A 22,337-nucleotide genomic window follows, 5' to 3' on the forward strand; every position below is an offset into this window, starting at 1 on the left:
CTCAGCTCACCCGCGCGATCAGTTCCATGGCGCCGTGCGGCGCGCGCACCTTGCCCTCGTGGATGACATAAGCGAACACGTCGCGTGGCTCCTTCTTCGGCTTGGCCTTGTCAACCTTTGGCAGGTCATCCGGTTCACTGCCGGAGGCCCACGCCTGAAAGCGCTCGGCCCAGGCGTCGAGCTGCTTCGGCGGATAGCAGGTCTTCAGCTCGTCGTTACCCTTCTGCAATCGCGCGTAAACAAAATCGCTGGCGACATCGGCGATCGCCGGATATTTGCCGTGCTCGGCGAACACCACCGGCGTCTCGAACTCGCGGATCAGCGCGATGAAATCCGGCGTGCAGAAACTGTCGTGGCGGACCTCGACGACGTGGCGCAGCGCGCGACCGTCGAGCTTGCGCGGCAGCAGCTCCAGGAACTTGCCGAAATCGGCGCCGTCGAACTTCTTGGTCGGCGCGAACTGCCAGAGCACTGGCCCGAGCCGGTCGCCGAGCTCCAGCACACCGGAATCGTAGAACCGCTTGATGGAATCGCCGGCCTCGGCGAGCACGCGGCGATTGGTGGCGAAGCGCGGCCCCTTCACGGAGAATACGAATCCGTCAGGGACTTCGCTCGCCCATTTGCGAAAGCTCTCCGGCTTCTGCGAGCCGTAATAAGTACCGTTGATCTCGATCGAGGTCAGCTTCGAAGCGGCATAGGACAGCTCCTTCGCTTGCGTCAGCTTCTCCGGATAGAACACGCCGCGCCAGGGCTCGAAGGTCCAGCCGCCGATGCCGATGAAGATGTTGCCGGATTTTTTGGACGCGGTTTTTGCTTTGGCCACGGGAGGAATCTCGCATCGACGGGGAGGGACCTCATCCTAATCAAACCAGATGTGATTGGCCAGTTGCCGCCCCCGGTCTAAGCTTGCGAGGTGACCCGCGAAAAAGGAGAACAAGATGCGGATGCTGGTGGTAGGAGCGGCGCTCGTCATGATGACATCTGCTGCCATGATATCTTCGGCCATGGCGGATGACGATGACGCAAAGAGCGCACAGAAGCTCGCCCAGCAGGGCCGCGACGATTACTGGCATTGCCTGGCGCGGGAATATTCGCGCGACAGCAATCAGGGTCTGTCGGAACAGGATTTCGGCCGCTCGGTCGCCGGCGCCTGTCCGTCGGAACGGCAGTATTACCGGGTGGCGCTGCTTGACTATCTCACCACGCAATACCCGAACATCGATTCCGGCGCGCATCTCGCCACCGCGAACAGGGCGGTCGAGTCGGCGCAGAAGGACATCGTCACGGCCTTCGTCAAGCGCCGCGCGCCGGCGAAGTAGGCGAGTGGCGAATGGCCAATGGCGAATAGGGCAAAAAGGGCAGGCCTTCCTCATTCGCTCCGCGCCATTTGCCCGGGGCCTTCCGGTGCAGCGCGCATCCGTGGTATCACTCGCCGCATCTGGAACACGGAAGGGTTTCCATGTCGTCTGAGTCGGTGGGGGGCATTCTGGGCGCGATCGTCGCGGCGATCGTGCTTGCGGTCGCCGTGGTCCTCGGGCCGATCGGCCAGTACGGCAAGCCGCCCAAGCCGAAGGTCGAGCCTGCCCCGGCTGCGGCACCCGCAGCCCCCGCCGCGCCCGCGCCGCGTGGCCCGGTGATCAAGGAAGTCCCCAACCAATAGGGCCGAAAATCGACCCTTTCGCCCCTTGCGAAGCGGGTTTGTCGTTCCTATCTAGCTTTTAACGGCGACGTTGAGCGAAAACTCCGGCGCTGGGACGACCTTGGAATAGCTTGGGCCTGCGCCGGATGTACGCGCGGTCCGCCGTTCCGGGGTCGTTGGCATTTTAGGGCCCCTTTGGTCCATTCCCCAGAAAAAACCCCGGCTTGGCAGCGCAGGACGTGGCGGATATACGCTGCCGTCATGAATGAAGCGATCAGACCGGGCGCCGACAGCCCGCCGCAGGCCCACGAAGGCCCGGAACTGTCGGTCATCGTCCCGACCTTCAACGAGCGCGACAACGTCACGGTGCTGTACCGACGGCTGGAGGCGACCCTCGCCAACGTCGTCTGGGAGGTCGTGTTCGTCGACGACAATTCGCCCGACGGCACCTGGGACGTCGTGCGCGCGCTGGCCCAGCGCGACAGCCGCGTGCGCTGCGTCCGGCGCATCGGCTGCGTCCGGCGCATCGGCCGCCGCGGCCTGTCCGGCGCCTGCATCGAGGGCATCCTGGCCTCCAGCGCGCCCTATGTGGCCGTGATCGACGCCGACCTCCAGCACGACGAGACACAGCTGCCCAAGATGCTGCTGCTGCTCGCAAGCGAGCAGGCCGAGCTCGTCGTCGGCAGCCGCTACATCGAGGGCTACAAGAGCGAAGGTTTCAACAAGCAGCGCGCCGGCGCCAGCGCGTTGGCGACCGAGCTCGCCAGGAAGATGCTGCGGGTCGAGATCGCCGATCCCATGAGCGGCTTCTTCATGATGCGCCGCGACCGTTTCGAGCAGCTCGCGCCGAAACTGTCGGTGCACGGCTTCAAGATCCTGCTCGACGTCGTCGCGAGCGCGCATGGCGGCTTGCGCACGGTCGAGGTTCCCTACACCTTTGGCGCCCGCCAGCATGGCGAGAGCAAGCTGGATTCCATGGTCGCACTCGACTTCCTCGGCCTGCTGCTGGCCAAGCTCACCAACGACATCGTCTCGCTGCGCTTCATCCTGTTCGCGATGGTCGGCGGCATAGGCCTCGTGGTGCATCTCACCACGCTGTTCATCGCCCTTGAACTGGTCAAGGTGCCGTTTGCGGAGGCGCAGGCCGCGGGCGCCATCGTCGCCATGACCAGCAACTTCGTCCTCAACAACTTCCTCACCTATCGCGACCAGCGGCTGAAGGGCTTTGCGCTGCTGCGCGGCCTGATCGCGTTCTACATCGTGTGCAGCGTCGGGCTGCTCGCCAATGTCGGCGTCGCCTTCTCGGTCTACGATCAGGAGCCGATCTGGTGGCTGGCCGGCATGGCCGGTGCGCTGATGGGCGTGGTGTGGAATTACGCGATGTCCGGGCTGTTCGTCTGGCGCAAGAAATAGCTGAGGATGGGCGGGGCTGACGCGCGGATCGTCCGCAACACCGCGCTGGTGATCGTCGCGCTGGTGGCCTTGCGCCTCGTCGCGGCCGCGTTCACGCCGATCACCTTCGACGAAGCCTATTACTGGATGTGGTCGAAGAGCCTGGCAGGCGGCTATTACGACCACCCGCCGATGGTCGCCTTTGTCATCCGTGCCGGTACCATGATCGCCGGCGACACCGAGCTCGGCGTCCGCTTGGTGTCGATCCTGCTCGCGCTGCCGATGAGCTACGCGATCTATCGTTCCGCCGCGATCCTGTTCGGCGGGGCGCGGGTGGCGGCGACCAGCGCCATCCTGCTCAACGTGACCATGATGGCCTCCGTGGGCACGCTGATCGTGACGCCGGATGCGCCGTTGCTGGTGGCCTCCAGCTTCGTGCTGTTCTTCCTCGCAAAAGTGCTGGAGACCGGGCGCGGCGTCTGGTGGTTAGCCGTCGGCGCCGCGGTCGGCGCGGCGCTGCTGTCGAAGTACACTGCGATGTTCTTTGGTGCGGCGATCCTGATCTGGCTCGCCGCGGTGCCGAAACTGCGACGCTGGTTTCTCTCGCCCTGGCCCTATCTCGGCGGGCTCGTTGCGCTGGCGCTGTTCTCGCCGGTGATCCTGTGGAACGCCGACCATCAATGGGTCTCGTTCGCAAAGCAGCTCGGCCGCGCCAAAATCGAGGACTTCCGCCCGGTCTTCATCGCCGAGCTCATTCCGACCCAGATCGCATTCGCGACCCCGCTGGTCTTCATCCTCGGCGCGATGGGGCTGCACGCGCTGACTTGGCACCGGGCCGGTGCGCTGGCCTCGCGCGTGCTGATCGAGACGATGTTCTGGACCATCGTCGTCTATTTCATCTGGCACTCGCTGCACGCCCGCGTCGAGGCCAACTGGTTCGCGCCGGTCTATCCGCCCTTCGTCGTCGCTGCGGCGGCCGCTGCCAATCTCGTGCCGTGGCAGCCGCGCCAGCGGCGCCTCGCCGATTTCTGCCTGCGCTGGGCCGCGCCGGTCGGCATCGTGATGTTCGCCGCGCTGATCGTACAGGCCAACACCGGCTGGCTGTCGGGGTATCGCCGCGATGCGACCGTGCGCAGCGTCGGCGTCGGCTGGCGCGAGCTTGCGGCCGAGATCGAGGCGGTGCGCATCCGCACCGGCGCGAGCTGCGTGCTTGCGCCCGACTACGGCACGACCGGCTGGCTCGCCTTCTACCTGCCGCGCGCACCTGCGTAGCGCAACAGAACCAGCGCATCCGCTGGGTCAACATGCCTGAGCCGGATCCCAAACTGCTGGCGGGCAAGTTGATCTATGTCGACGAGCTGCGCGAGGGCGGCCATCCCGTCCTCGAGGACTTCTTCACGCAGGTGACGCAGGTCGCGCAGTTGCAGCGCAAGCGCGGGCCGCTCGTCGTCGAAACCTACGGCATCGATCTGCTCGAAGGCGCGAGGGGCGATGTGCTGGACCGCTCGCCGCCGCCTGAACTCGTGCCTTGAGCGGTCATGTCCGGGGTGGTGTCGATTTCTCTTCGTGCTTAAGGCTTGCTCGCGCCACGCGACGATTGGTGCACGTACTGCAGGGCGGCGACGATGAGATCGCACTCGTCATCGGTCATGTCGTTATAAACGGGTAGTGCAATCACGTTGTAGGCAGTTCGCTCCGTCACGTCCAATTTCACGTCGTTCTGAGTCTTGTAAGCCGTCATGTGGTGGCATGGCGGGCTGTAATACTTCCGGACAAAGACGTTACATTTCTCGAGCGCTGATGCCAGCGCTTCACGGTCGAGTCCAAACTGCTCGGCGTCGACAACGACCGGCAGGAATAGCCAGTTCGCCTCGACACCTGCGGGTTCTCGCCCCACCTGCAGACCGGGAATTTCGGAAAGCCCGCTGCGCATGCGCTCGACGGCCCGACGGCGCGTCGCAACGGCGAGCTCGAACGTCTTGAGCTGCTCGATGCCGATGAGGGCCGATATTTCCAGCATCTTGCCGTTCAGGCCCGGCTCACCACAATCGGAACTGTCGACTTGCCCGAAGTTGCGTATCGCTTTGACGCGGGCGAGCAATTCCGGATCGTGGCTGCAGACGCATCCGCCCTCCATCGTCGAGAAGGTCTTGGTGGCGTGGAAGCTGAACATCTGCGCGTCCGCGAAGCTCCCGACCGGCTGGCCATTAACGCGGGTACCGAACGAGGGCGCGCTATCGACGAGAAATTTGAGCCTGTGGCGCCTGGCGATGTCGGCGAGCGAGGCGTAGTCGCTGGCTACTCCGTAAGCGTCGACGGCAAGGATGGCGATGGTGCGATCCGTGATCCTGCGCTCCACGTCCTCCGGATCGAGGCGCATGGTCAGGTCGTCAAGGATATCCGCGAAGACCGGTTCGGCGCCCACCCATTCCACAGCATGAGGTGTGGCGCAGAACGTGAACGACGGCACGATCACTTCGCCAGAGGTGACTCCAGCGGCCCGTAGCATGGCCATCAACCCGATCTGGCCATTGCAGAAGACGAGGGACGGGACACCGAGATATTCGCTCAAACGTCGCTCAAATTCGACAACCCAACGGGAATTGTTCGCGACCTGGCCGGTTTCCAGTGCCGTCTCAAAGGCGGCCAGGAACTGCTCTGTTTTTGGAAAGCTTGGACGCACGATATTGAGAGGATTTTGTGCCCGCGGCATCGGAAGTTCAGGCGCCACCGCGTCAGTCCTCTCGAGTCTACGACGAATACCGATATCGTCCTGCAACTTTGGCTCCATGGTGATGTGGCATGCCCACGCCACGGGTACTCGCGACTGACATCAGCTCGCGGCAACCATGCACATCTTGAGCTGCTGCGGACTTGATGCACAAGCAGCTTGCGCGCGTCACCTGACAAACGACGTCGAATAGGGAAGCAGGTCGACTAGTGATACTCTTTCTTTCCGGACGCCGACGTGATCGGGATTCTCCGCAGCCAAAGCTGTCGCGACCAGCGCTCGGTATTTTCGCGATACCAATCGATCGTCCGGCTGAGGCCATCCTGCCAGGAGAAGCTTGGTTTCCAGCCGAGCACGCGATTGATCTTCGACCAATCACCGGTATGTCTCACGACCTGTCCGGGCCGGTCGCCGACAAATTCGATCTTGGCGGGCGAATAATTCATCTTGGATATGATGTCGTGGGCGATCTCGTTGATCGTGCGGTGTTGGCCGGTCGCGACATTGAAGACTTCGCCATGGACGAGCTCGCCGGGGGCCTGAAGGACAAGATCGATCGCGCGGCAGGTATCCTCAACGTAGACGAAATCGCGGGCGGCCACGCCACCGCCGTGAACCGTCAGCGGCTCGTCGAGCATCGCGCTGGTTATGAAGCGCGGGACGAGCTTTTCGAGATGCTGCATCGGGCCGAAATTGTTGAAAGGCCGAACGATCACGACGGGAATATTGTAGGTCGCCCAATAAGAATAGATCAGCCGGTCGGCACCGCATTTGGCGCTTGCGTAAGGGCTCATCGGATTCAGCGGATGGTTTTCATCCATCATGTCCGAAACCGCATTTCCATACACCTCGGATGTCGAGACGTGGATAAAGCGTTTGATGTTGCGCCCGAACCTGGCAACAGCATTCGCCAGCGTCTGAGTCCCCAGCACGTCAGTTTGGAAGAACTGGAGGCTATCGTGAATCGAGCGCGTGACGTGGGTCTCTGCCGCCAGATGGATCACCACGTCGGCTTCTGCCACAAGCGTGTCGACCAGTGCGGCGTTGCAAACATCGCCGTACCAGAGTGACCCGCGAGAATCGTGCAAGCGAACCATATCGTGCGGAAGATTTTCGACGGCGCCCGCATAGGTCAGCGCGTCGAGGACCACGACCCTATCGAGAGGATACTTCTCCATGAGGTAGTGAACCAGGTTTGCACCGATAAACCCTGCACCCCCGGTAACCAGAATAGTGCGCATTCGAAATCCTGTTCGCAACGCGTTGCAAGGCCATGGAGGCCCGAGTTCTAGGCTGAACTCCGCGTCGCCGAATTTCATGCGTGGCGGCCGCGTCAGTCATCTCGAGTCCACGATGTCTATTGGTTATCGATATCGTCCCTAGCTTGCGCGAAGCATGCCGCGTCGCGGGGATTTTCCGAAATCACGCACATTTGGAATGGTGCGGGTATGGCGAATCAGGATCGATTGCTGGCTAATGGATCGCATCGGCATCCGTCGCCTTAACGCCATTGTTGGAAAAACATGAAGAACTTCGTCGTTAATCTCGATCGCCAGCCGGAGAAATTCGAAAGATTCCTGAAGCGGAATGAAGGCTGCGGAATCGCCTTCGAACGTTTCCCAGCTGTTGACGGATTGAAATTGACCGATGAGGAAGTCATGGCGATGGGGATTGTCGCTCCCGGTTCGCGGTTCGCCCCGGGCGCGGTCGGCGGTACCGCCTCGATGTCGCGGATATGGAAGATGGTTGCCGAGCAGGATCAGCCGGCCCTCGTGTTTGAGGACGATTGCACGATCCGTCACGACATTCTCGCGCGCCTGAAGACGCTTCTGCCGTCGCTTGGCGACTGGGATATCCTGGTACTCGGCTGCAATATAGATTCGGTACTCGATATTGAGCTGGCGCCAGGCATGAAGTCGATGATGGTCTTTCGGCCTCAGCGCCCGGATGACGTGAGCGACGCCGCTTTCCAGCGAGCGACGTCCCAGGTTGCGGCCTTCAGGCTGAACTGCTGTTTTGGCCCGGGCGGGTACGTACTATCCCCTGCAGGAGCGCGGAGAATGTATCCGTATTGGCTCCCGATGGACAACCGGCTGGTGACCATCGAGGCGCTTGGCAACCGCGCAATGACGACGTACGGGGCCGATATGATGGGGAACAGCATCTATCGCTTCGTCAAGGCGTATACTTGTCTCGCACCGCTTGTGGTGCCCCGCAACGATAATGCGACCTCAACGACTCAAAGTCATATCCCGAGTGCGGCGCGGGTTTGGGGTTAGGATCTGGGGCCGGATGCACATCAGCTTTACGGAGGTGCGGAGCTGATGAACGCAGGTCGAGAGTCGGTCGTCATCGCCTGAGTGCGTTTTCCGCGGGTTGGACGGGCGGCTTGTCTGCCGGTTTACCCCAATATGGATTCGGCGGGGGCGGGCGAAGTTTGCGAATGAGCTTCTTCACGGTAGCAGGGCGTTGCACGAAATGAAACTCGCGATCATGCAGCCGTATTTTCTTCCCTACATCGGCTACTATCAGCTCATTGCTGCGGTCGATGTTTTTGTCGTCTACGACAACATCAAATATACCAAGAAGGGATGGATCAACCGCAACCGGATGCTGGTCAACGGAAAGGATGTCCTGTTTTCACTTTCGTTGAAGAAGGATTCCGATGCCCTGGATATTCGTGACAGGGAATTGGCGGCCGATTTCGATCGTGCAAAGCTGCTCAATCAATGGCGGGGAGCCTATCGCACCGCGCCTTTCTTCAAGGAGACCTTTCCGCTCCTGGAAGAGATTGTCGGTTTTCAGGACCCCAATCTATTTCGCTATATCTTCAATTCGCTGCGCATGACCTGCGAGCATCTGGGCTTAAAGACCGCCCTCAAGATCTCGTCCGAGATTCCCATCGACCATTCGCTCAAGTTTCAGGACAAGGTCCTTGCATTGTGCGAAGCGATGGGGGCGCGAAAGTATATCAACGCGATTGGCGGCCTGGAGCTCTATGATCCCAACGCTTTTGGAGCCCGTGGAGTCGAATTTAGAGCTCTCCGAACAAGGCCGTTTCCCTACGAACAATTCGGCCAGGCTCAGGTGCCGTATCTTTCGATTGTCGATCTGCTGATGTTCAATTCGGTGGCCAAGCTCAGGGAAGTCATAGCCGGCAACTATGACCTGGTTGGAGGCGCTTGCTCCGAACCGCCGGATTTGCTCCCCCAGGTGTAGAAGGTCGGTTGGCTGAGCCCGTGCGTGCAGCACAGATCGGCGGTCGTCGCGCGGAGATCGCTCTCGCATGAAAGAGCCCGCCATTGGCTAAATGGCGGGAGCTGGTCCTCGCACGAAAACAGTGCGCGGCGCAGAGATCCTCGCACCGGAAACATAGGCGGATTAGCCCAAACCCGCCAAAGCTCCGAAAGAAAATCGCCGGGTCAGGCTTTTGATCGTCCAGGTTCGCAAACCAAGAAAATGCTCGAGCATAGATCCGGATACTGCTGGCCCAATTTGTAGGCGCCCTCGAGATAGGCTTCGGAAATGATGTCCGTCTGCAGCAGGCGATCCCACTGGAAGTTGGCCAGGGCCTTGAAAAACACCCCGGAGCGATGGATCACATTGAGCCCCGCCGCAACCGCATCACGCTCCAACGTATCCAACGAATAGGTGATGCGGTGCCCGTGCTCAGCTTCCGCAGGAGTAATGGCGGAGTTGTGCGAGATCAGTCCCATCTTGACCGCAATCTGTCTCGATGGGGCATGCGCATTCGGGCATGCCAAGAACAATCTCCCATTTTCTGAAAGCCACTTTTCGTTGATCAAGCGCAAGACGAGCTGGGGATCGTCAAGATGCTCGAGAACGTGGGTCATCACGATATTGTCGTATCGCCTCGGCAATTGCACGGTTTCGAATGTCGAGTTGATGAACTCGATCCTGGAGCCGAAACGGCTCTTGGCTTCCGCAATCGCGACATCCGATGCTTCGACGCAGGTTATATCCTTGAAGAAAGGCAGAAACCTCTTGGTGAATTCGCCGGTGTAGCTTCCCAGCTCGAGAAGACTTTCGCCTCTGAAGAAGGGCGCAAAGGACCGGATCATGAATGGCTGCATCACATCGAAATCGAACTGGTACGCGTATTTCTGATTGTCCACGTTACCAGTGTCGTTCAGCTCGCGATTGTAGTCTCTCATTTGCGACATAAGGGTCTCTCAAAGATTCTGCGGTTATACCAATTCGGCCAATCCAAAGCCGAATTTGCCAAACTCGTTCCCATTGTAGAGCATGTAGATTCTGTCATCGCAGGCGAAAACATGCGGATAGCATTGCATCTGCGAATCCCAGCCATCCTGCGAAAGGTCGATGCCGCCCTTCGAGTCGTCTCGCGTCCAGCTGATCAGGTCCTGCGAATAGGCGTATCCGAGACGATAGCTATTTCTGCCTTTTTCCCGGAAGCCGTGGCAGGGACGGAAGCAGAAGTACATGTGATAGACGTCATCCCGGCTGAATACCGTCGGCAAAGCCTGGCATTCATCGTCGCCGATGCAATCAGCGATGATTTGCGTGGCATTCCTTTGCCAGTTGATCGCATCCGTGGATGTGGCGCAGGCGATCTTGTAGACTCTGTCGGGTGGGTCGGTTTCGGAGAACGATTTCCATCTCGTTCCGAAAATGTACCACATGTAGTAAATGTCACCGATCGACATCACGAATGAATCGGCGATCAAAAAGGGTTCGTGCAGAGAGGCGGTCATGACCGGACCCGTTCCGTGCTTTTGAAAGGTCCGTCCGCCGTCCGTGCTTATGGCAAGGCCAATCGATGAATCCGCGCTGACCGAGGCCTTTCGATTCCATCCCGTGGTGAATCCAAGCACTCTGTCGCCGTCATCAAAAACATGCATGGGGAAAATGCCATGCTCGTCGAAGGCCCCGAGCTCTCCCAGCTCTATGACCGTGTGCTCGCAGACATCGAGGATCTCGCCCATGTTCCTGGCGAAATCCACGTAGGCGACGTGGCTCAGATATTTCCCGACCTCGTCTCGTCTGCGAGTTGAGAAATAAACCCGCACACGATCCTTCAGAACCAGCGCTTGCGGCGACTGGGCAAACTCCAAACAATCGTTTGGCAGCTTATGTTCGGTGGGGTCGAAGATCTTCCCGAGCTTCCTCCACTTCATGGCTTGAACCAATCCGGGGAGTTTTGCAGGCGAGCCAAACCGATGCCTGCGCGGCCCATCTCATTTCCCTGATAGATCATGTACGTCTCGCCGTCCAAACCGAACACGTGGCCATAGTTCACCATTTCAGAATCCCAGCCCTCGGCGGAAACTTCCATTCCCGCGACCGCGTCATTTCTCTTCCAGTTCACGAGATCCTCGGAAACAGCGTAGCCAATGCGATATCCGCCTTCCCGGCCCTTGTAGTTCTGGCTTTGCCGATAGGAATAGAACATGTGAAAACGGCCGGCCCGTTCGATGACGTCGGCGCCCGCCTGGCATTCGTTTTCACCCAGCTTGTCTTCGATCAGGTCGACGCCCGCCTTTCGCCAGCTCAATCCGTCGGAGGAGGTGGCCATGCGAATTTTGTAGACCGGCTCGGGCCTGCCCGAAGTCTTCAGCCACCGCTTGCCCGCGACGTACCAGAGGTACCATTGGCCGTTGAATCTTCGAATCCGCGGGCTTCCCAGGAGAAACGGTTCATCCGGGGTGTATGAAAGGACCGGTCCTTGGCCAACCCTCTCAAAGGATTCGCCATTGTCGTTGCTGATGGCGATGCCGATCGCGGCGTTAAAGGGGACCGACTCGCATCGCGTCCACCCCGCATAATACGCACGGATCTGGTTGTCGTGCCGGATCACCGAAACCGGATTCGTTCCGAATTCGTCGAAGGTTCCGCACCCGCCGAGCCTCATCACCGGTTCGTTGCAAATCCGAACCACCCGCGTCGGCGTTCTTCGGTCCAACTCGATGAACGCAATGTAGCTCTTGTATTGGCCGAGCTCGTCCGGCGCAGGCCTCGAGCAAAAATAGACTCTGATGACATCGTCGAGAATCAGGACGCTCGGAGATTGCGCGAATTCGCGCATCCAAGGATGATCCTTGTGGTCGCGGGGGTCAAAGAGCTTTCCAAGCTTTTCCCATTGCAGCATGGTCTGATCTCAATCCTCGAGCCGTCGAAGCCGGTTCGCGCCGGTCTTCAGTCCGCCGTAGTAGTAGTCATTGAAGCCTGCAGCTTCCATCAGCTCGAATACCTTTGGCATGTTGTACTCGACCCGATGCAGTTCGAAGCTCTTGCCGTCGAAAGTCGCGAACGCCGCCCGTGGATCACCGTCGCGCGGTTGTCCGACCGATCCGGGGTTGCAATAGCTCTTGCCGCCGAAGTGATGCACACTTTGCACGTGGGTATGGCCGCTGACAAAGATGCTGCCGGACAGGCGCGCAAAATAGGCTTCGTCGGGCTCCCTTAGGTATTCATCGATCGGGTCCGACCATCCGCCATGTACGGCTTGAGCGTCCCCCACCTGCATGTGCACCCGAAACGTCCTTAGCCAGTTCAGATTCTCGGGCGTGATCACCTTCCGCTGATAGACCAGACATTCGTTGACGCTCTTGGATCGAATGCAAAAGCCCCCAAAGCCCAGGTACCAGTCATGGTTGCCAAGAAGGCTTTTGATGTCGCGCCTTTTCAGCTCGTCGCAGCATTCGTTCACCTGGGAATAGTATCCGACCACGTCGCCGACGCAGAAGATCTCGGTGACGCGCATGCGGTCGAGCTCGGCGAGAACCGCCGTCAGCGCCTCGAAATTCCCATGGATGTCAGAGATGAACGCTATTTTCATAGAAGATATGATCCTCCGTATAGCGGACGGCTCGACCGCGCCTGATGTCCGGCTGGACCGGCATCTGGTTGTCGATGGCCATGTCGACCGCCATCAGTGCTTCGTTGTATCCAAAGGCGGCGCGTATCGACGTGGACGAAGATATCCTCGGATTGATCTCGAGCAGCTTCAGGCCGTGGTTGGTCCTGCGAAATTGAAAATTGGTCGGTCCGACCGGAGAGAACGCCTGACATAGATCCCGAACCGCTTCGGAAAACTCCGCCTCGTCGACAACCTCGGCCTTTTCCGTGAACCCGTCCTTGGAGAGCTTCCGTCGAAGCGCCATGATCGCCGAATAGCGTCCACGGCCATCGCAAAACGCGGACACCGTGAATTCCTCGTCGTCGCGTCCGACGATGGGCTGGGCCATCAAGGTCGGCTTTGTCGCGGGATCGATCCCGGCAAATTGCTCCGCAGTTGCGACCACCACGATTCCCTTGGAGCCAAAACCCCGGCGAGGTTTCAGCAGAAACGGCAGGCCGCATTTCTCCTTGAGAAAATCGAAGTCCATTTCCAGATGGCTCGGGATCGCATAGGGCAGCTTCAGTTCGAGCTGGCGCTGGTAAAATGCCCATTTGTCGGAGCATCTGGAGATTAGATCGGGTGAATTCAGGACGACCCTGGTCCCGGTCGATTCAATCTCGGCCAGTCGGTCCGCCCATTTGTACATGTCTGCATCGATGCCGGGGATCGCCACGTCGACGCGATGCTTGCGCAGCAGCGCGAGAAGCCAATCGAGGTAGTCCGGCGCATCCGTCCTGGGCGCCCGTTCAAAGATGTCGCAGAACCCTGATGCCACCGAGTCGGTATAGATCGAGGTGCCGATCAGCTTCATCGGGCTGTTCGATCTTTTCAGGGAGCGCAAGATTCCGTAGCCGACGATTCCCGCGGCGCCGGAAACCAATATCGTTCTCATGACGCCTGCCTTCGATGAGCCGCTTCCATCTGCATTCCCTGCGCCATGGAGATGCGGGGAAAATAGTCGAGCAGTCGGAACAGCGTCTCGTCACAAGCAAAGCCATTGCTCGGGATGTCAGGCTTGTCTTTCAGGAAGGCGACCTTGCTTTTGCTCTCGAAAGCGGAAATGGCCGCCGCCGCAATTTGCGAGTAGTTGACATTGTCGGGGTGCACGCAAGGGTAGGTGCCTTCAATCTTCTTCGCAATGACGGCCGAGATGATTTTGGCTACGTCCTGCGCGTGAATGAAGTTCCGCAAAGGGTCAATCGAGCCAAACAGATTGATGTCTTCATGGCCCTGGGCCTTGTCCATGATGGTGTACAGGAATGGCTGATGCCTTCGAAACCCTGATCCCACACCATAAATCTGGGACGGCTTCAGGACCGCGACTGGCAGGTGGAATTCCCGGCCGCAAAACTGCGCGACGTCTTCCGAGTGCCTCTTTGAGAGCGAGTAAGCGCCGAAGAAGGGAGACGCGCTCCCGAGATCCGAAAAAATGCTGGAGATGTGCACAAGGTGCTTTGCGCCCGCCTTCGAGCTGGCATGGCAGAGCTTCATCACACCAAGCACGTTGACATCCATCGTTTGCAGGATGTCGGTCGGTTCCTTGCCGCCGAAAGCCGCGGCCAGATTCACGACGCAGTCGATTCCGTCAGGAATTTGAATGTCGCGCGAACACAAGTCCAATTCGACATCGCAGCCCTTGCGCCCAGCCGTCAACAGCTCGCACCGTTCACGAAGAAGCGGGATGAGCGTCTGAGCCAGCGAAGAGGTCCCCCCAACGAGCAGGACTCTCATGATCGCGCCGGATCGACTGGAGTGAGCTGGGCCAGCATCCCGCAGGACAGTTCCGGGTAGTCAATTCCGATCTCGCACAGGGCCTGAATGATGTTGTCCGCGAGATTCAGCGCCAGGATCTGACTGGTCGCGAGGGGTTTTAGATAGATACCTTCCAGTTTTTCGATCTTGTAACCGGCATCGCTCACCAGCTTGGTGAGTGAGCTGACCGTAAAGTAGCGCTGATGCCCGAGGAGGAGATCGTTCTCCGAGAGAGCCTCCATGTCGGGCAGCATCCCCGCCAGATGTCCCAGCCTCCGGTTCATGACCTCGGCGTTCGGGACCGCGACAAAGAGCTTACCTGTAGGTGTCAGGAACTTTCTGAAACGCTTCAAGATCACAAGGGGGTCGTCGACATGCTCGAGGATGAACCCCATGACAATGAGGTCGAATCGTTCCTTGGTATCGAACTCCTCGAAGTAGGTTTCGATGACTTCGCTTCTGTTGTCCGGAAATTTCAGCTTGAAGTTCTGGATGACGGCGGGAGAGCCTTCAAGAACGACATGGCGCGCGCATCGGTCCGAAAAAATCTCGGTGGCAAAACCATGCCCCAGTCCCAGATCCAGAACGGAGCGCGGATCCTTGACGACGTGAGCAATCCGTTTCGGATACCAGGTCAGCACAATTTCGTTGTCGAAATCGTAGATGTTCTTGCCTTGATAGGCCGCGACATGGACGTCCAGTTGATTGCTCGTGGCCAAATGACCGTCCTCTCCACCGAAGAGCAGATCGAAAGACCGGACAAGGTGCGCCGGTCGCTATTTGCTGCCATATCAGCGCCCCCTTTGATTCGCCACGCGGCGGAGCGGTGAGGCGAAAGCGGTGTCAAGCTTCGTGCAAGCTACAGGCGGGATAGTTGAATGGCGGCGAGCTTCCCGAAGAATCGGGAGGTGGGTTGCTGTCTGCTGTCCCATGATCTGGAAGGTCTCCGATGAATTATCACGACGGCACTCTCGCAAGCGCAACCCAGATCTCGGCAGAGCCGCCGTCGCTGACGCGGGATGAATATTATCAGATCTGCCTGCGGCACCTGAAGACAGGCGAGCTTGCACAGGCCGAAGCGCGTTGCCGGGAAGGGCTGGCCGCAGACGAAAATCATGCCGGCTTGCTTCATCTGATGGCCGGTGTGTCGCTGCTCAACGGCGACTACGATGCCGCGATCCAGTGGGCCGGCCGTGCCCTCACGAACGAGATGAAGGCGACCTATCTCGCAACGTTCGGGGCCGCCTTGCAGGGCAAGGGGATGCAGGAGCAGGCGCTGGAGGCGTTTCAGCGCGCGGTGGAGCTCGATCCCGTCGATCCGTCAATCTGGGAGAACTATGGCCACGCCTTGAGCAGAACGGGGCACGGCAACCAGGCGAACCTTTGCTTCGTGATCGCACGGGCCTATCAAAGAATGCCGTTCCTGGCGGAATGCGATTCTGCTCCTCGCAGCGGCTGGAATGCCCTGACGGAGCAATTCAATCCTCACCTTCGCAACCTCGCGCGGTCGGATGCGGCCCGCGATCCCATCCATTGCTTCTGGTCGGACACGCTGCTGAACGACATGTCGTATCTCTCGCTTCAGTCGATGATCCGCCAGGGCCATCCGGTCAAGCTGTACACTTACGACGACATAGTCACCATGCAGGCGCTCGTGCCGCCTGGAGTCATGGTGGCCGACGCCGAAAGCGTCGTGCCGAAGTCGACCTACCATCATGCCCTCGTTCATAGCGAGGTCCGCTACTTCAGCGACATCTTCCGCTATGCTGTCCTTCAAGAGTTCGGCGGGTGGTGGCTCGACGCGGACATCGTCCTCGTCAAGCCGTTGGATTTCGCATCGGAGCACGTATTTTCCACGCAATGGTCGGGAGTCGAGAACGGCCATGTCTGCGTCGGCGGCGTGATGCGCGCGCCCAAGGGCTCGCTGCATATGGCCAATCTGTATGCCCTGTCGCTCCAGCGGCTTTTCAACGAGCGGCGCGTCGAATACGGCGCGGTGGGGCCGTTGCTGCTCAGCGAATATCTGCTTCTGTCAGACGACGAGAAGCTCCGGTCGTCGATCCTGCCGCCGACGGCCTTCAATGCGATCGACGACTGCGAAGTCGACTTGCTGGTCTCCGAAGGCCGGGACGGCTTCGAGATCTTGAGCGACCCCCGTGTTACGGGCGTCCATCTCTGGGGAAAAATGTGGGCCGAGCAGGGGCTGCGCCTCGATGCTGTTCCCGACCAGAGCGTGGCGGCCCATCTCAAGAGGCTCGTTCTCGAGCCGAATTAGTCGGTAGAGATCGCGGCGCTTGGGTGCTGAGGCGCAAGGCGCAGCGGCGCTAAAGCATGATCCGGACCCGGAGGGCCGCGTTAGCGCAAAATGCGCAGCGGTTTTCCGAAAAGATCTTGCGCAAACAACAAGCTAAAGCGCGATGACGGTTCATCCCGATCTCATCGTGCTTTAATCGATCATCTCGGCCTTGGTGCTGGCCTGGTTCGGCCCGTTCCGGTCGCGCCAGAACCAGACGGTCACGACGCCGGAGCGGCCGCGCACCTGGGTGAGCAGGGGGCCCGACAGGATGCCGTCTGGAGAGCCCTGGAAGTCGGCTGCATCCAGCAGCGTGTCGGTGAGCGCGAGCCGCGCACAGTTCTGGGCGGCAACCTCCATCAGGCGGCTCGCGACGTTGACGGTGTCGCCGTTGGCCGTGATGTGCTGATGGCTTTCGCCGAGACGGGAGGCGACGATCGGGCCGTAATGCGCGCCGATCTTGAAACCAAGCTGACCGCGGATTGCGGGCGGCAACGAAGCGATCCAGCGATCGACGCTGCGATAGAGCTCGATCGAACATTTCAGCGCGCGCGCGGCGTCGTCCGGCATCGCGCGTGGCAGGCCGAACAGGATCATTGCGCCGTCGCCGAGAAAGCTGGTGATCATGCCGCCGCAATCGACCGCAGTCTTGTCGATCAACACATGAAATGCCTCGAGAACGTCCTGGAGCTCGTCCGGATCAATCCGTTCGGTCAATGTCGTGAAGCCGGAGAGATCGATGAAGACGGCGGCACCGTCCTGCCGGACGGGCTTGGACAGGAAGTCCGGATCCCGTGCCAGCCACTCCTGCAGGGCGGGGGCCTGGAATCGCGCGAGCGAGCGGCTCTTGGCGGCGAGATATTGCGTGCGGCGGCCGCCCGCCCATAGCTGCACGCCGGCAAAGACGGCAACTGGCGGCACCGCGGCCGCGAGTGTGGTTGCGGCATTCAGCCAGATGCCGTGCGTGAACGCGAACAGATTGAGCCCGGCCCAGGCGATCATCACGATCGCCGCCGCCATGATGCCGAGCGCGCTGCGCCGCCAGGCGAGCAGGCCGACCAGCAGCATCGGCAGCAGGATCGCGGTGAGCGCGTCGATGATGTGCACCTTGCGGTCGCGCACAATGCCGTCGCCGGCGACGAGATGGGTGATCGCGGTCGAGACCACCTCGACGCCAGGCATCAGGGAATCGAACGGTGTCGGATAGAAGTCGCCGCCGCCGGCGACCGCGGCGCCGATCACGACGATGCGGTTCTCGATCGCGGCGCGGTCGAGCGTGCCGTCGAAGATGCTCTGCGCGCTGACAGTGCGGATGGTGCGGCGCGGGCCGTAATAGGTGATCGGCAGCGCGAAGTCGGTGTCGGTCGGCACCGCGCGGTCACCGAGCATGAGATGATCCGGCGCGATCGTCAGCGGCTTGTCGAGCGCGCGTGTCGCCACGCGAAGCGGGAACGACAGTTCGATCTTGTCGCGCGTCCGGAACAGCATCGGCACCGAGAGCGGCGAGCCAGATTGTCCCGTCGCGACGTTGACGACGCCGACCTCGGCATGGTCGGCGAACGCCGGCAGCGGCAGCAGGAAGCGCTCGGCCTGCGGCAGAACGGCGAGCGGGCCTTCGCTGGCGGGCGCCACGGTCTCGCTGGCGGACGGGAAGATCGCGGCCGCGGCGAGCACCATGGGCCCGGTGGCGAGGGTATTCGCCAACGTGGCATCGCCGATCGCGGCGCTGCGGTCAACCAGCAGCAAATCGATCGCAACGACCTTCGGCTTGAACTGCACGATGGTGTCGACGACGCGGGCGAGATCGGCGCGCGGCAGCGGATAGCTGCCGCCGCGTTTGATCACGGTGTCGTCGATCGCGACGATGGTGACGAGATCGGGCGGATGCTGCACGCCGCGGACCTGGGTCCGCAGATCGGTCAGCGTTGCTTCGATCCGGTCGAGAAACTGCAGATGGCCGTTGGCGCGTGCGGCAAAGATGCCCGCGCCCCACAGCGCGGTGAGAACGAGTGCCATCAGGATCTGAACGCGTCGGCTACTCATGCGGTCGTTTTTGCGCTCGTTCTGCAATCTTCCGGTGTCCAAATCTCATTGGCCGGGTCCGACTGACTCGGCTTATCGTGCGAACCTTATTGTCCGAGCCTCGCCATCAGCGCGTCGACGCGCGGCTGGCCCCATGTCTTGACGGTCAGCGGACCGGTTGCCTCGACGTCGACGCCTTCGCCGGGGCCCAATACGACGCCGCGCCCGCGTGTCCTGCGGCTCACGCCGACACGGCCGTCGGCGACGAAGACGGAGGTCTTGGCCTCGGCGACATCGACTGCCCATTTGGTGCCGCGCACGGCGGCGATGGCCTGCGGCGTCAGCACCTTGAAGGGATTGCCGCCGGGCTTCTTGGGCACCTCGACCAGCAGCGCCTTGCTGCTCAACTCCACGGAGTCAATATGTCCGTCGCGGTTGGCGTCCTTAAGTTCAAACCTGGCGCCATTTTCCGCAACGATGGTGATGCCGTTGTCGCAGCGCCAGAGTTGCGTGCCGGCGGCCGCTGGCGATGCGGTGCAGCCCGCATTGGCGGCAGGCTGTGCAGTCGCAGATCCAATCAACAGAAACGACCACGCCAGAGCGAAAAACCCGGCGCGCGAAAACCTTCTCATGCCAGCCTCCGTTTGCGTGCGTGGCACAGTTCAAGGCGATGTTGATACGGTACCGTATCACACGCAGAGGCTGCTGAAAAGTGCCGCTCTCGCAGCTATTTTCTCGCCGCGGTATTTTCCAGTGCGGCACGATCAACTTTCAGTCAGGGCGCCGTGTTGCGTGAGCATCTGTGCGCGCTTTGTGAGGTGCGTGAGCTACCGCCGTGCTGCTGACACCGATGCCCCGGAGAGGCACAGCACGCACCAGCCTCGCGCAACGCTTCCCCGCTATCTTCCGGGCATTGAAGACCACGAAAAGGACTTGGTTGGTGCGTTTAGAGAGGCGGCCGGAACGCCTCCGCTGACCCCGCCAATCCGGCCGAGAATTATGGTTAACAGTTGCGCCTAAGTCCGTAGTTCTGCGGTCTTTTTTCTCGAAATGGCACAGCGTTGGCGAGCTGCCCTACATCTGCCCGAACTTAATCCGCATTTAACTAAAAGTCGCCTTAATGACGCTCCGACCTCCTGCGAGATGCTGTTCCCGGATCGTGACCAGCGGCACTTCGAAGGGGGACTGAGTGACACCGTCCTGGACGCAAGGCGAATGAGTACGAGTATCGCTGCGCAGAGTAACGCGGCACGGAAGTCCAACAATCCTGGCAAGCATTCACATCGGAAGCCTTCCCGGAAAATGACCACCCAAAACGTGCTTGGCGCGGCTGTGATCGGCTGCGTCGTGCTTGCCGGCTGGACCGTCTACAACAACATCTTCGCCGCCAGTGTCTACCCGTCCGTCGGCAGCGCCGGTTACGACGAGCCCGTGATCAAGCGTGCGCCCAAGGTCGCGCTGCGCGAGGCGGGCGATGCCATCAAGGAAGCCTTTGCGCTGCTGCCCGACCGCCTGCAGGTCGCAGCCCCGATCTCGCGCGAGATGTTCAACGAGCGCTTCGCCGCGGCTGCCACGCAGGGCGTGGAGTCGAATGCGGCCAGCGCCGCGCCTGCGACCAAGGTCGCCGACGCCCCGAAGCAGAGCGTGATCGCGAAGGTCGCTGAGGCGCTGAAGCCGGCGGCCCCGGCCAAAACCGCGGATGCCGCGAAGGCCAAGCGCGCACCGGATGCGCAGGTGCAACTGGCTTCGGCTGATCCGGCCGAGATCGTGCCGGCGCCCGAGGCCAAGCCGAAATCCTTCGCCGACCGCGCCAAGGCCGCGGTGATGTCGATCACCGGCCCGCGCCAGTCATGGTGGAAAAGCTCTGGGGCAAGCGTGAGCCGTCCGGCGGGCTGCTCGCCTATGCCTCGGCCGATGCCAGCGTGACCGCGTCCATCGCGCCGAAGGAGCAGAACCCGATGTTCGGCGGCGCGCCGCCCTATGAGCGCGACACCGCCGTCTACGACATCACCGCCAGGACGGTTTACCTGCCCGACGGCACCAAGCTCGAGGCGCATTCCGGCCTCGGCTCCAATCTCGACGATCCGCGCTCCTCGAAAGTCCGCATGCGCGGCGTGACGCCGCCGCACATCTACACGCTGAAGCCGCGCGAGGCGCTGTTCCACGGCGTGCCGGCGCTGCGTCTGACCCCGATCGGCGGTGAGAACGCGATCTACGGCCGCGACGGCCTGCTCGCGCACACCTTCATGCTCGGGCCGAACGGCGATTCCAACGGCTGCGTGTCGTTCAAGGACTATTACGCGTTCCTCGACGCCTACCGCAACAAGGGCATCCGCAAGCTCGCGGTGCTGGCGCGGGTCGACTAGGGACGTTTAAGCCGTCATCGTCTTGCGCAGCGCCATCTCGATGGCGATCGCCTCTTTCACGGCAGGCCGCGTCTGCATGCGCACGAGATAGGCCGCGAGCGGCGGCCATTGCGCGATGTCGATTCCGGCAGGGCGGAGCAGCAGCAAGGCCCAGGCGAGATGCGCGTCGGCGATGGTGAAGCGGTTGCCGACGAGGAATTCGCGGTCCGCCAAATGCGCTGATGGCACCTGCAACGTCTGCACGATCCTTGCTCGCGGCTTCGCCAGCGAGCCGTCGTCCTGGTACCAGAAGGTCGGAAACAGGAACGCCTTGTGGATCTCGGCGCCGGTGAAGCTCAGCCATTCCTGGAGGCGGTAGCGGTCGGGCTCACCGGGGCGGGGCGCAAGACCCGCCTCCGGTTTCAGATCGGCGATGTATTGCAGCACCGCAGCGCTCTCGGTCAGCCGCTCGCCGTTCTCCAGCACCAGCACCGGCACCGCGGCCTTCGGCGAAATCCCGTGGAAATCGCCGTCGTCGTCGACGATCTTCTTGGTGCGGAGCTGCACCAGATGGTAGCGCGCCTCGAGGCCCGCTTCCATCAGCGCGATGCGGCTCGCAAGCGAGCAGGCCATCGGCGCGAAATAGAGTTGCAGCATCGCGTTGCTCCGTTATCTCAGCGCATCGCCGCGCGCGATGATCGCGAAGCGATCGGATAGCTCGGCGAGCGCGACCTCATGGATGGTCCGGGCGTTGAGCGTGCCGCCGTGTCCGTCGGGCAGGTCCCGCGTGGCACAGGCGTCGGCATCGATCGTGGTGCGAAAGCCGAGGTCGAGCGCGGCACGGGCGGTGGAGGACACGCACATATGCGTCATGAAGCCGCCCAGCACGATGTTCTTCCTGTCGGTCGCGGCAAGGCGTGCCTGCAGATCGGTGCCGGCAAACGCGTTCGGCAGCTCCTTCTCGATCACCAGCTCGCCGGCACGGGGGCTCAGCTCGGCGACGATGGCGCCGCGGTCGGCGCTGCGGTCGAACAGGCTGCCCGCCTTGCCGCGATGGGCGATGTGGATGATGGCGGAGCCGGCCTCGCGTGCGCGTGCCAGCAGGGCGGCGGCCCGCGCGATCGCGGGCTTGGCGTCGGGCAAAGCGAGGGGGCCCGCGAGATATTCGTTCTGGATGTCGATCAGCACCAGTGCGGCGTCGCCAAGACGCGGCGGATTGAGGTCGGCGCCGGCGAGCTGCAGCAGGGTCTTTGCGGTCGTCATGATCCTGGAAATCTCCG

General features: G+C 61.2%; 20 protein-coding genes and 2 pseudogenes. 8 read left to right on the forward strand and 14 right to left on the reverse strand.

Features of this window, described 5'->3' with window-relative positions; all coding sequences use genetic code 11:
• Position 1: 1 nt before the first annotated feature.
• Positions 2-823, reverse strand: a complete 822-nt coding sequence (locus FOM02_RS04910) for a DUF72 domain-containing protein (RefSeq protein ID WP_092213557.1) — start codon at positions 821-823, stop codon at positions 2-4.
• 115 nt (positions 824-938) lie between these two features.
• Between FOM02_RS04910 and FOM02_RS04915 the strand changes: the two genes are divergently transcribed.
• From FOM02_RS04915 to FOM02_RS04930, 4 genes and pseudogenes are all read left to right on the forward strand, one after another.
• Positions 939-1,319 carry a hypothetical protein gene (locus FOM02_RS04915; RefSeq protein WP_092213559.1) on the forward strand — a complete coding sequence of 127 codons (381 nt, stop codon included), beginning with the start codon at positions 939-941 and terminating at the stop codon, positions 1,317-1,319.
• A gap of 140 nt (positions 1,320-1,459) precedes the next feature.
• A complete protein-coding gene (locus FOM02_RS04920; protein WP_027560163.1) occupies positions 1,460-1,660 on the forward strand; it encodes a hypothetical protein in 201 nt (66 codons plus the stop codon).
• A gap of 240 nt (positions 1,661-1,900) precedes the next feature.
• Complete coding sequence (locus FOM02_RS04925; RefSeq protein ID WP_265441478.1) at positions 1,901-3,052, forward strand: glycosyltransferase family 2 protein; 1,152 nt, start codon at positions 1,901-1,903, stop codon at positions 3,050-3,052.
• Between the two features lie 6 nt (positions 3,053-3,058).
• A pseudogene (locus FOM02_RS04930) lies at positions 3,059-4,563 on the forward strand (glycosyltransferase family 39 protein).
• Positions 4,564-4,601: 38 nt separating this feature from the next.
• Here FOM02_RS04930 and FOM02_RS04935 read toward each other — a convergent pair.
• Both FOM02_RS04935 and FOM02_RS04940 read right to left on the reverse strand, forming a co-directional pair.
• Complete coding sequence (locus FOM02_RS04935) at positions 4,602-5,810, reverse strand: DegT/DnrJ/EryC1/StrS family aminotransferase (protein ID WP_265441479.1); 1,209 nt, start codon at positions 5,808-5,810, stop codon at positions 4,602-4,604.
• 158 nt (positions 5,811-5,968) lie between these two features.
• Positions 5,969-7,003, reverse strand: coding sequence for a dTDP-glucose 4,6-dehydratase (locus tag FOM02_RS04940; protein ID WP_027560159.1), 1,035 nt, complete (start codon positions 7,001-7,003; stop codon positions 5,969-5,971).
• 282 nt (positions 7,004-7,285) lie between these two features.
• Here FOM02_RS04940 and FOM02_RS04945 point away from each other — a divergent pair, with 282 nt between their 5' ends.
• Both FOM02_RS04945 and FOM02_RS04950 read left to right on the forward strand, forming a co-directional pair.
• Positions 7,286-8,041, forward strand: coding sequence for a glycosyltransferase family 25 protein (locus tag FOM02_RS04945; RefSeq protein WP_027560158.1), 756 nt, complete (start codon positions 7,286-7,288; stop codon positions 8,039-8,041).
• A gap of 199 nt (positions 8,042-8,240) precedes the next feature.
• On the forward strand, positions 8,241-8,981 hold the full coding sequence (locus tag FOM02_RS04950; RefSeq protein WP_265441480.1) for a WbqC family protein: 741 nt from the start codon (positions 8,241-8,243) through the stop codon (positions 8,979-8,981).
• 203 nt (positions 8,982-9,184) lie between these two features.
• Here FOM02_RS04950 and FOM02_RS04955 read toward each other — a convergent pair whose 3' ends face one another.
• The 7 genes from FOM02_RS04955 to FOM02_RS04985 form a co-directional block, all read right to left on the reverse strand.
• Complete coding sequence (locus tag FOM02_RS04955; protein WP_027560156.1) at positions 9,185-9,946, reverse strand: class I SAM-dependent methyltransferase; 762 nt, start codon at positions 9,944-9,946, stop codon at positions 9,185-9,187.
• 24 nt (positions 9,947-9,970) lie between these two features.
• Positions 9,971-10,921 (reverse strand): hypothetical protein, encoded by a 951-nt coding sequence (locus FOM02_RS04960; protein ID WP_265441481.1) that lies wholly within the window; start codon positions 10,919-10,921, stop codon positions 9,971-9,973.
• Positions 10,918-11,892, reverse strand: a complete 975-nt coding sequence (locus FOM02_RS04965; RefSeq protein ID WP_265441482.1) for a glycosylase — start codon at positions 11,890-11,892, stop codon at positions 10,918-10,920. Before FOM02_RS04965 ends, FOM02_RS04960 begins: the two co-directional genes overlap by 4 nt.
• Positions 11,893-11,901: 9 nt before the next feature.
• Positions 11,902-12,582 (reverse strand): metallophosphoesterase family protein, encoded by a 681-nt coding sequence (locus tag FOM02_RS04970; protein WP_027560153.1) that lies wholly within the window; start codon positions 12,580-12,582, stop codon positions 11,902-11,904.
• A complete protein-coding gene (locus tag FOM02_RS04975; protein WP_265441483.1) occupies positions 12,560-13,456 on the reverse strand; it encodes an ATP-grasp domain-containing protein in 897 nt (298 codons plus the stop codon). The genes FOM02_RS04970 and FOM02_RS04975 overlap by 23 nt, the downstream gene beginning before the upstream one ends.
• A 77-nt stretch (positions 13,457-13,533) precedes the next feature.
• Positions 13,534-14,376 carry an NAD-dependent epimerase/dehydratase family protein gene (locus FOM02_RS04980; protein ID WP_265441484.1) on the reverse strand — a complete coding sequence of 281 codons (843 nt, stop codon included), beginning with the start codon at positions 14,374-14,376 and terminating at the stop codon, positions 13,534-13,536.
• Complete coding sequence (locus tag FOM02_RS04985; protein WP_051377719.1) at positions 14,373-15,116, reverse strand: class I SAM-dependent methyltransferase; 744 nt, start codon at positions 15,114-15,116, stop codon at positions 14,373-14,375. The genes FOM02_RS04980 and FOM02_RS04985 overlap by 4 nt, the downstream gene beginning before the upstream one ends.
• 230 nt (positions 15,117-15,346) lie before the next feature.
• Here FOM02_RS04985 and FOM02_RS04990 point away from each other — a divergent pair, with 230 nt between their 5' ends.
• The gene (locus FOM02_RS04990) at positions 15,347-16,672 is read left to right on the forward strand and encodes a glycosyltransferase (protein WP_265441485.1); all 1,326 of its coding nucleotides are present in this window, start codon (positions 15,347-15,349) and stop codon (positions 16,670-16,672) included.
• Between the two features lie 171 nt (positions 16,673-16,843).
• Here the strand turns inward: FOM02_RS04990 and FOM02_RS04995 are convergent, their stop codons facing one another.
• Together FOM02_RS04995 and FOM02_RS05000 are read right to left on the reverse strand one after the other, a co-directional pair.
• On the reverse strand, positions 16,844-18,733 hold the full coding sequence (locus tag FOM02_RS04995) for a CHASE2 domain-containing protein (RefSeq protein ID WP_265441486.1): 1,890 nt from the start codon (positions 18,731-18,733) through the stop codon (positions 16,844-16,846).
• Positions 18,734-18,819: 86 nt separating this feature from the next.
• A complete protein-coding gene (locus tag FOM02_RS05000; protein ID WP_027560147.1) occupies positions 18,820-19,344 on the reverse strand; it encodes a FecR domain-containing protein in 525 nt (174 codons plus the stop codon).
• A gap of 670 nt (positions 19,345-20,014) precedes the next feature.
• Here FOM02_RS05000 and FOM02_RS05005 point away from each other — a divergent pair.
• Positions 20,015-21,078, forward strand: a pseudogene (locus tag FOM02_RS05005) (DUF2778 domain-containing protein).
• A gap of 6 nt (positions 21,079-21,084) precedes the next feature.
• Here the strand turns inward: FOM02_RS05005 and FOM02_RS05010 are convergent.
• Complete coding sequence (locus tag FOM02_RS05010) at positions 21,085-21,714, reverse strand: glutathione binding-like protein (RefSeq protein WP_265441487.1); 630 nt, start codon at positions 21,712-21,714, stop codon at positions 21,085-21,087.
• Between the two features lie 12 nt (positions 21,715-21,726).
• Positions 21,727-22,320, reverse strand: a complete 594-nt coding sequence (locus FOM02_RS05015) for a cysteine hydrolase family protein (protein ID WP_265441488.1) — start codon at positions 22,318-22,320, stop codon at positions 21,727-21,729.
• Positions 22,321-22,337: the final 17 nt, after the last annotated feature.

The organism is Bradyrhizobium sp. SEMIA, from assembly GCF_014844175.1.
Lineage (GTDB): Bacteria > Pseudomonadota > Alphaproteobacteria > Rhizobiales > Xanthobacteraceae > Bradyrhizobium > Bradyrhizobium arachidis.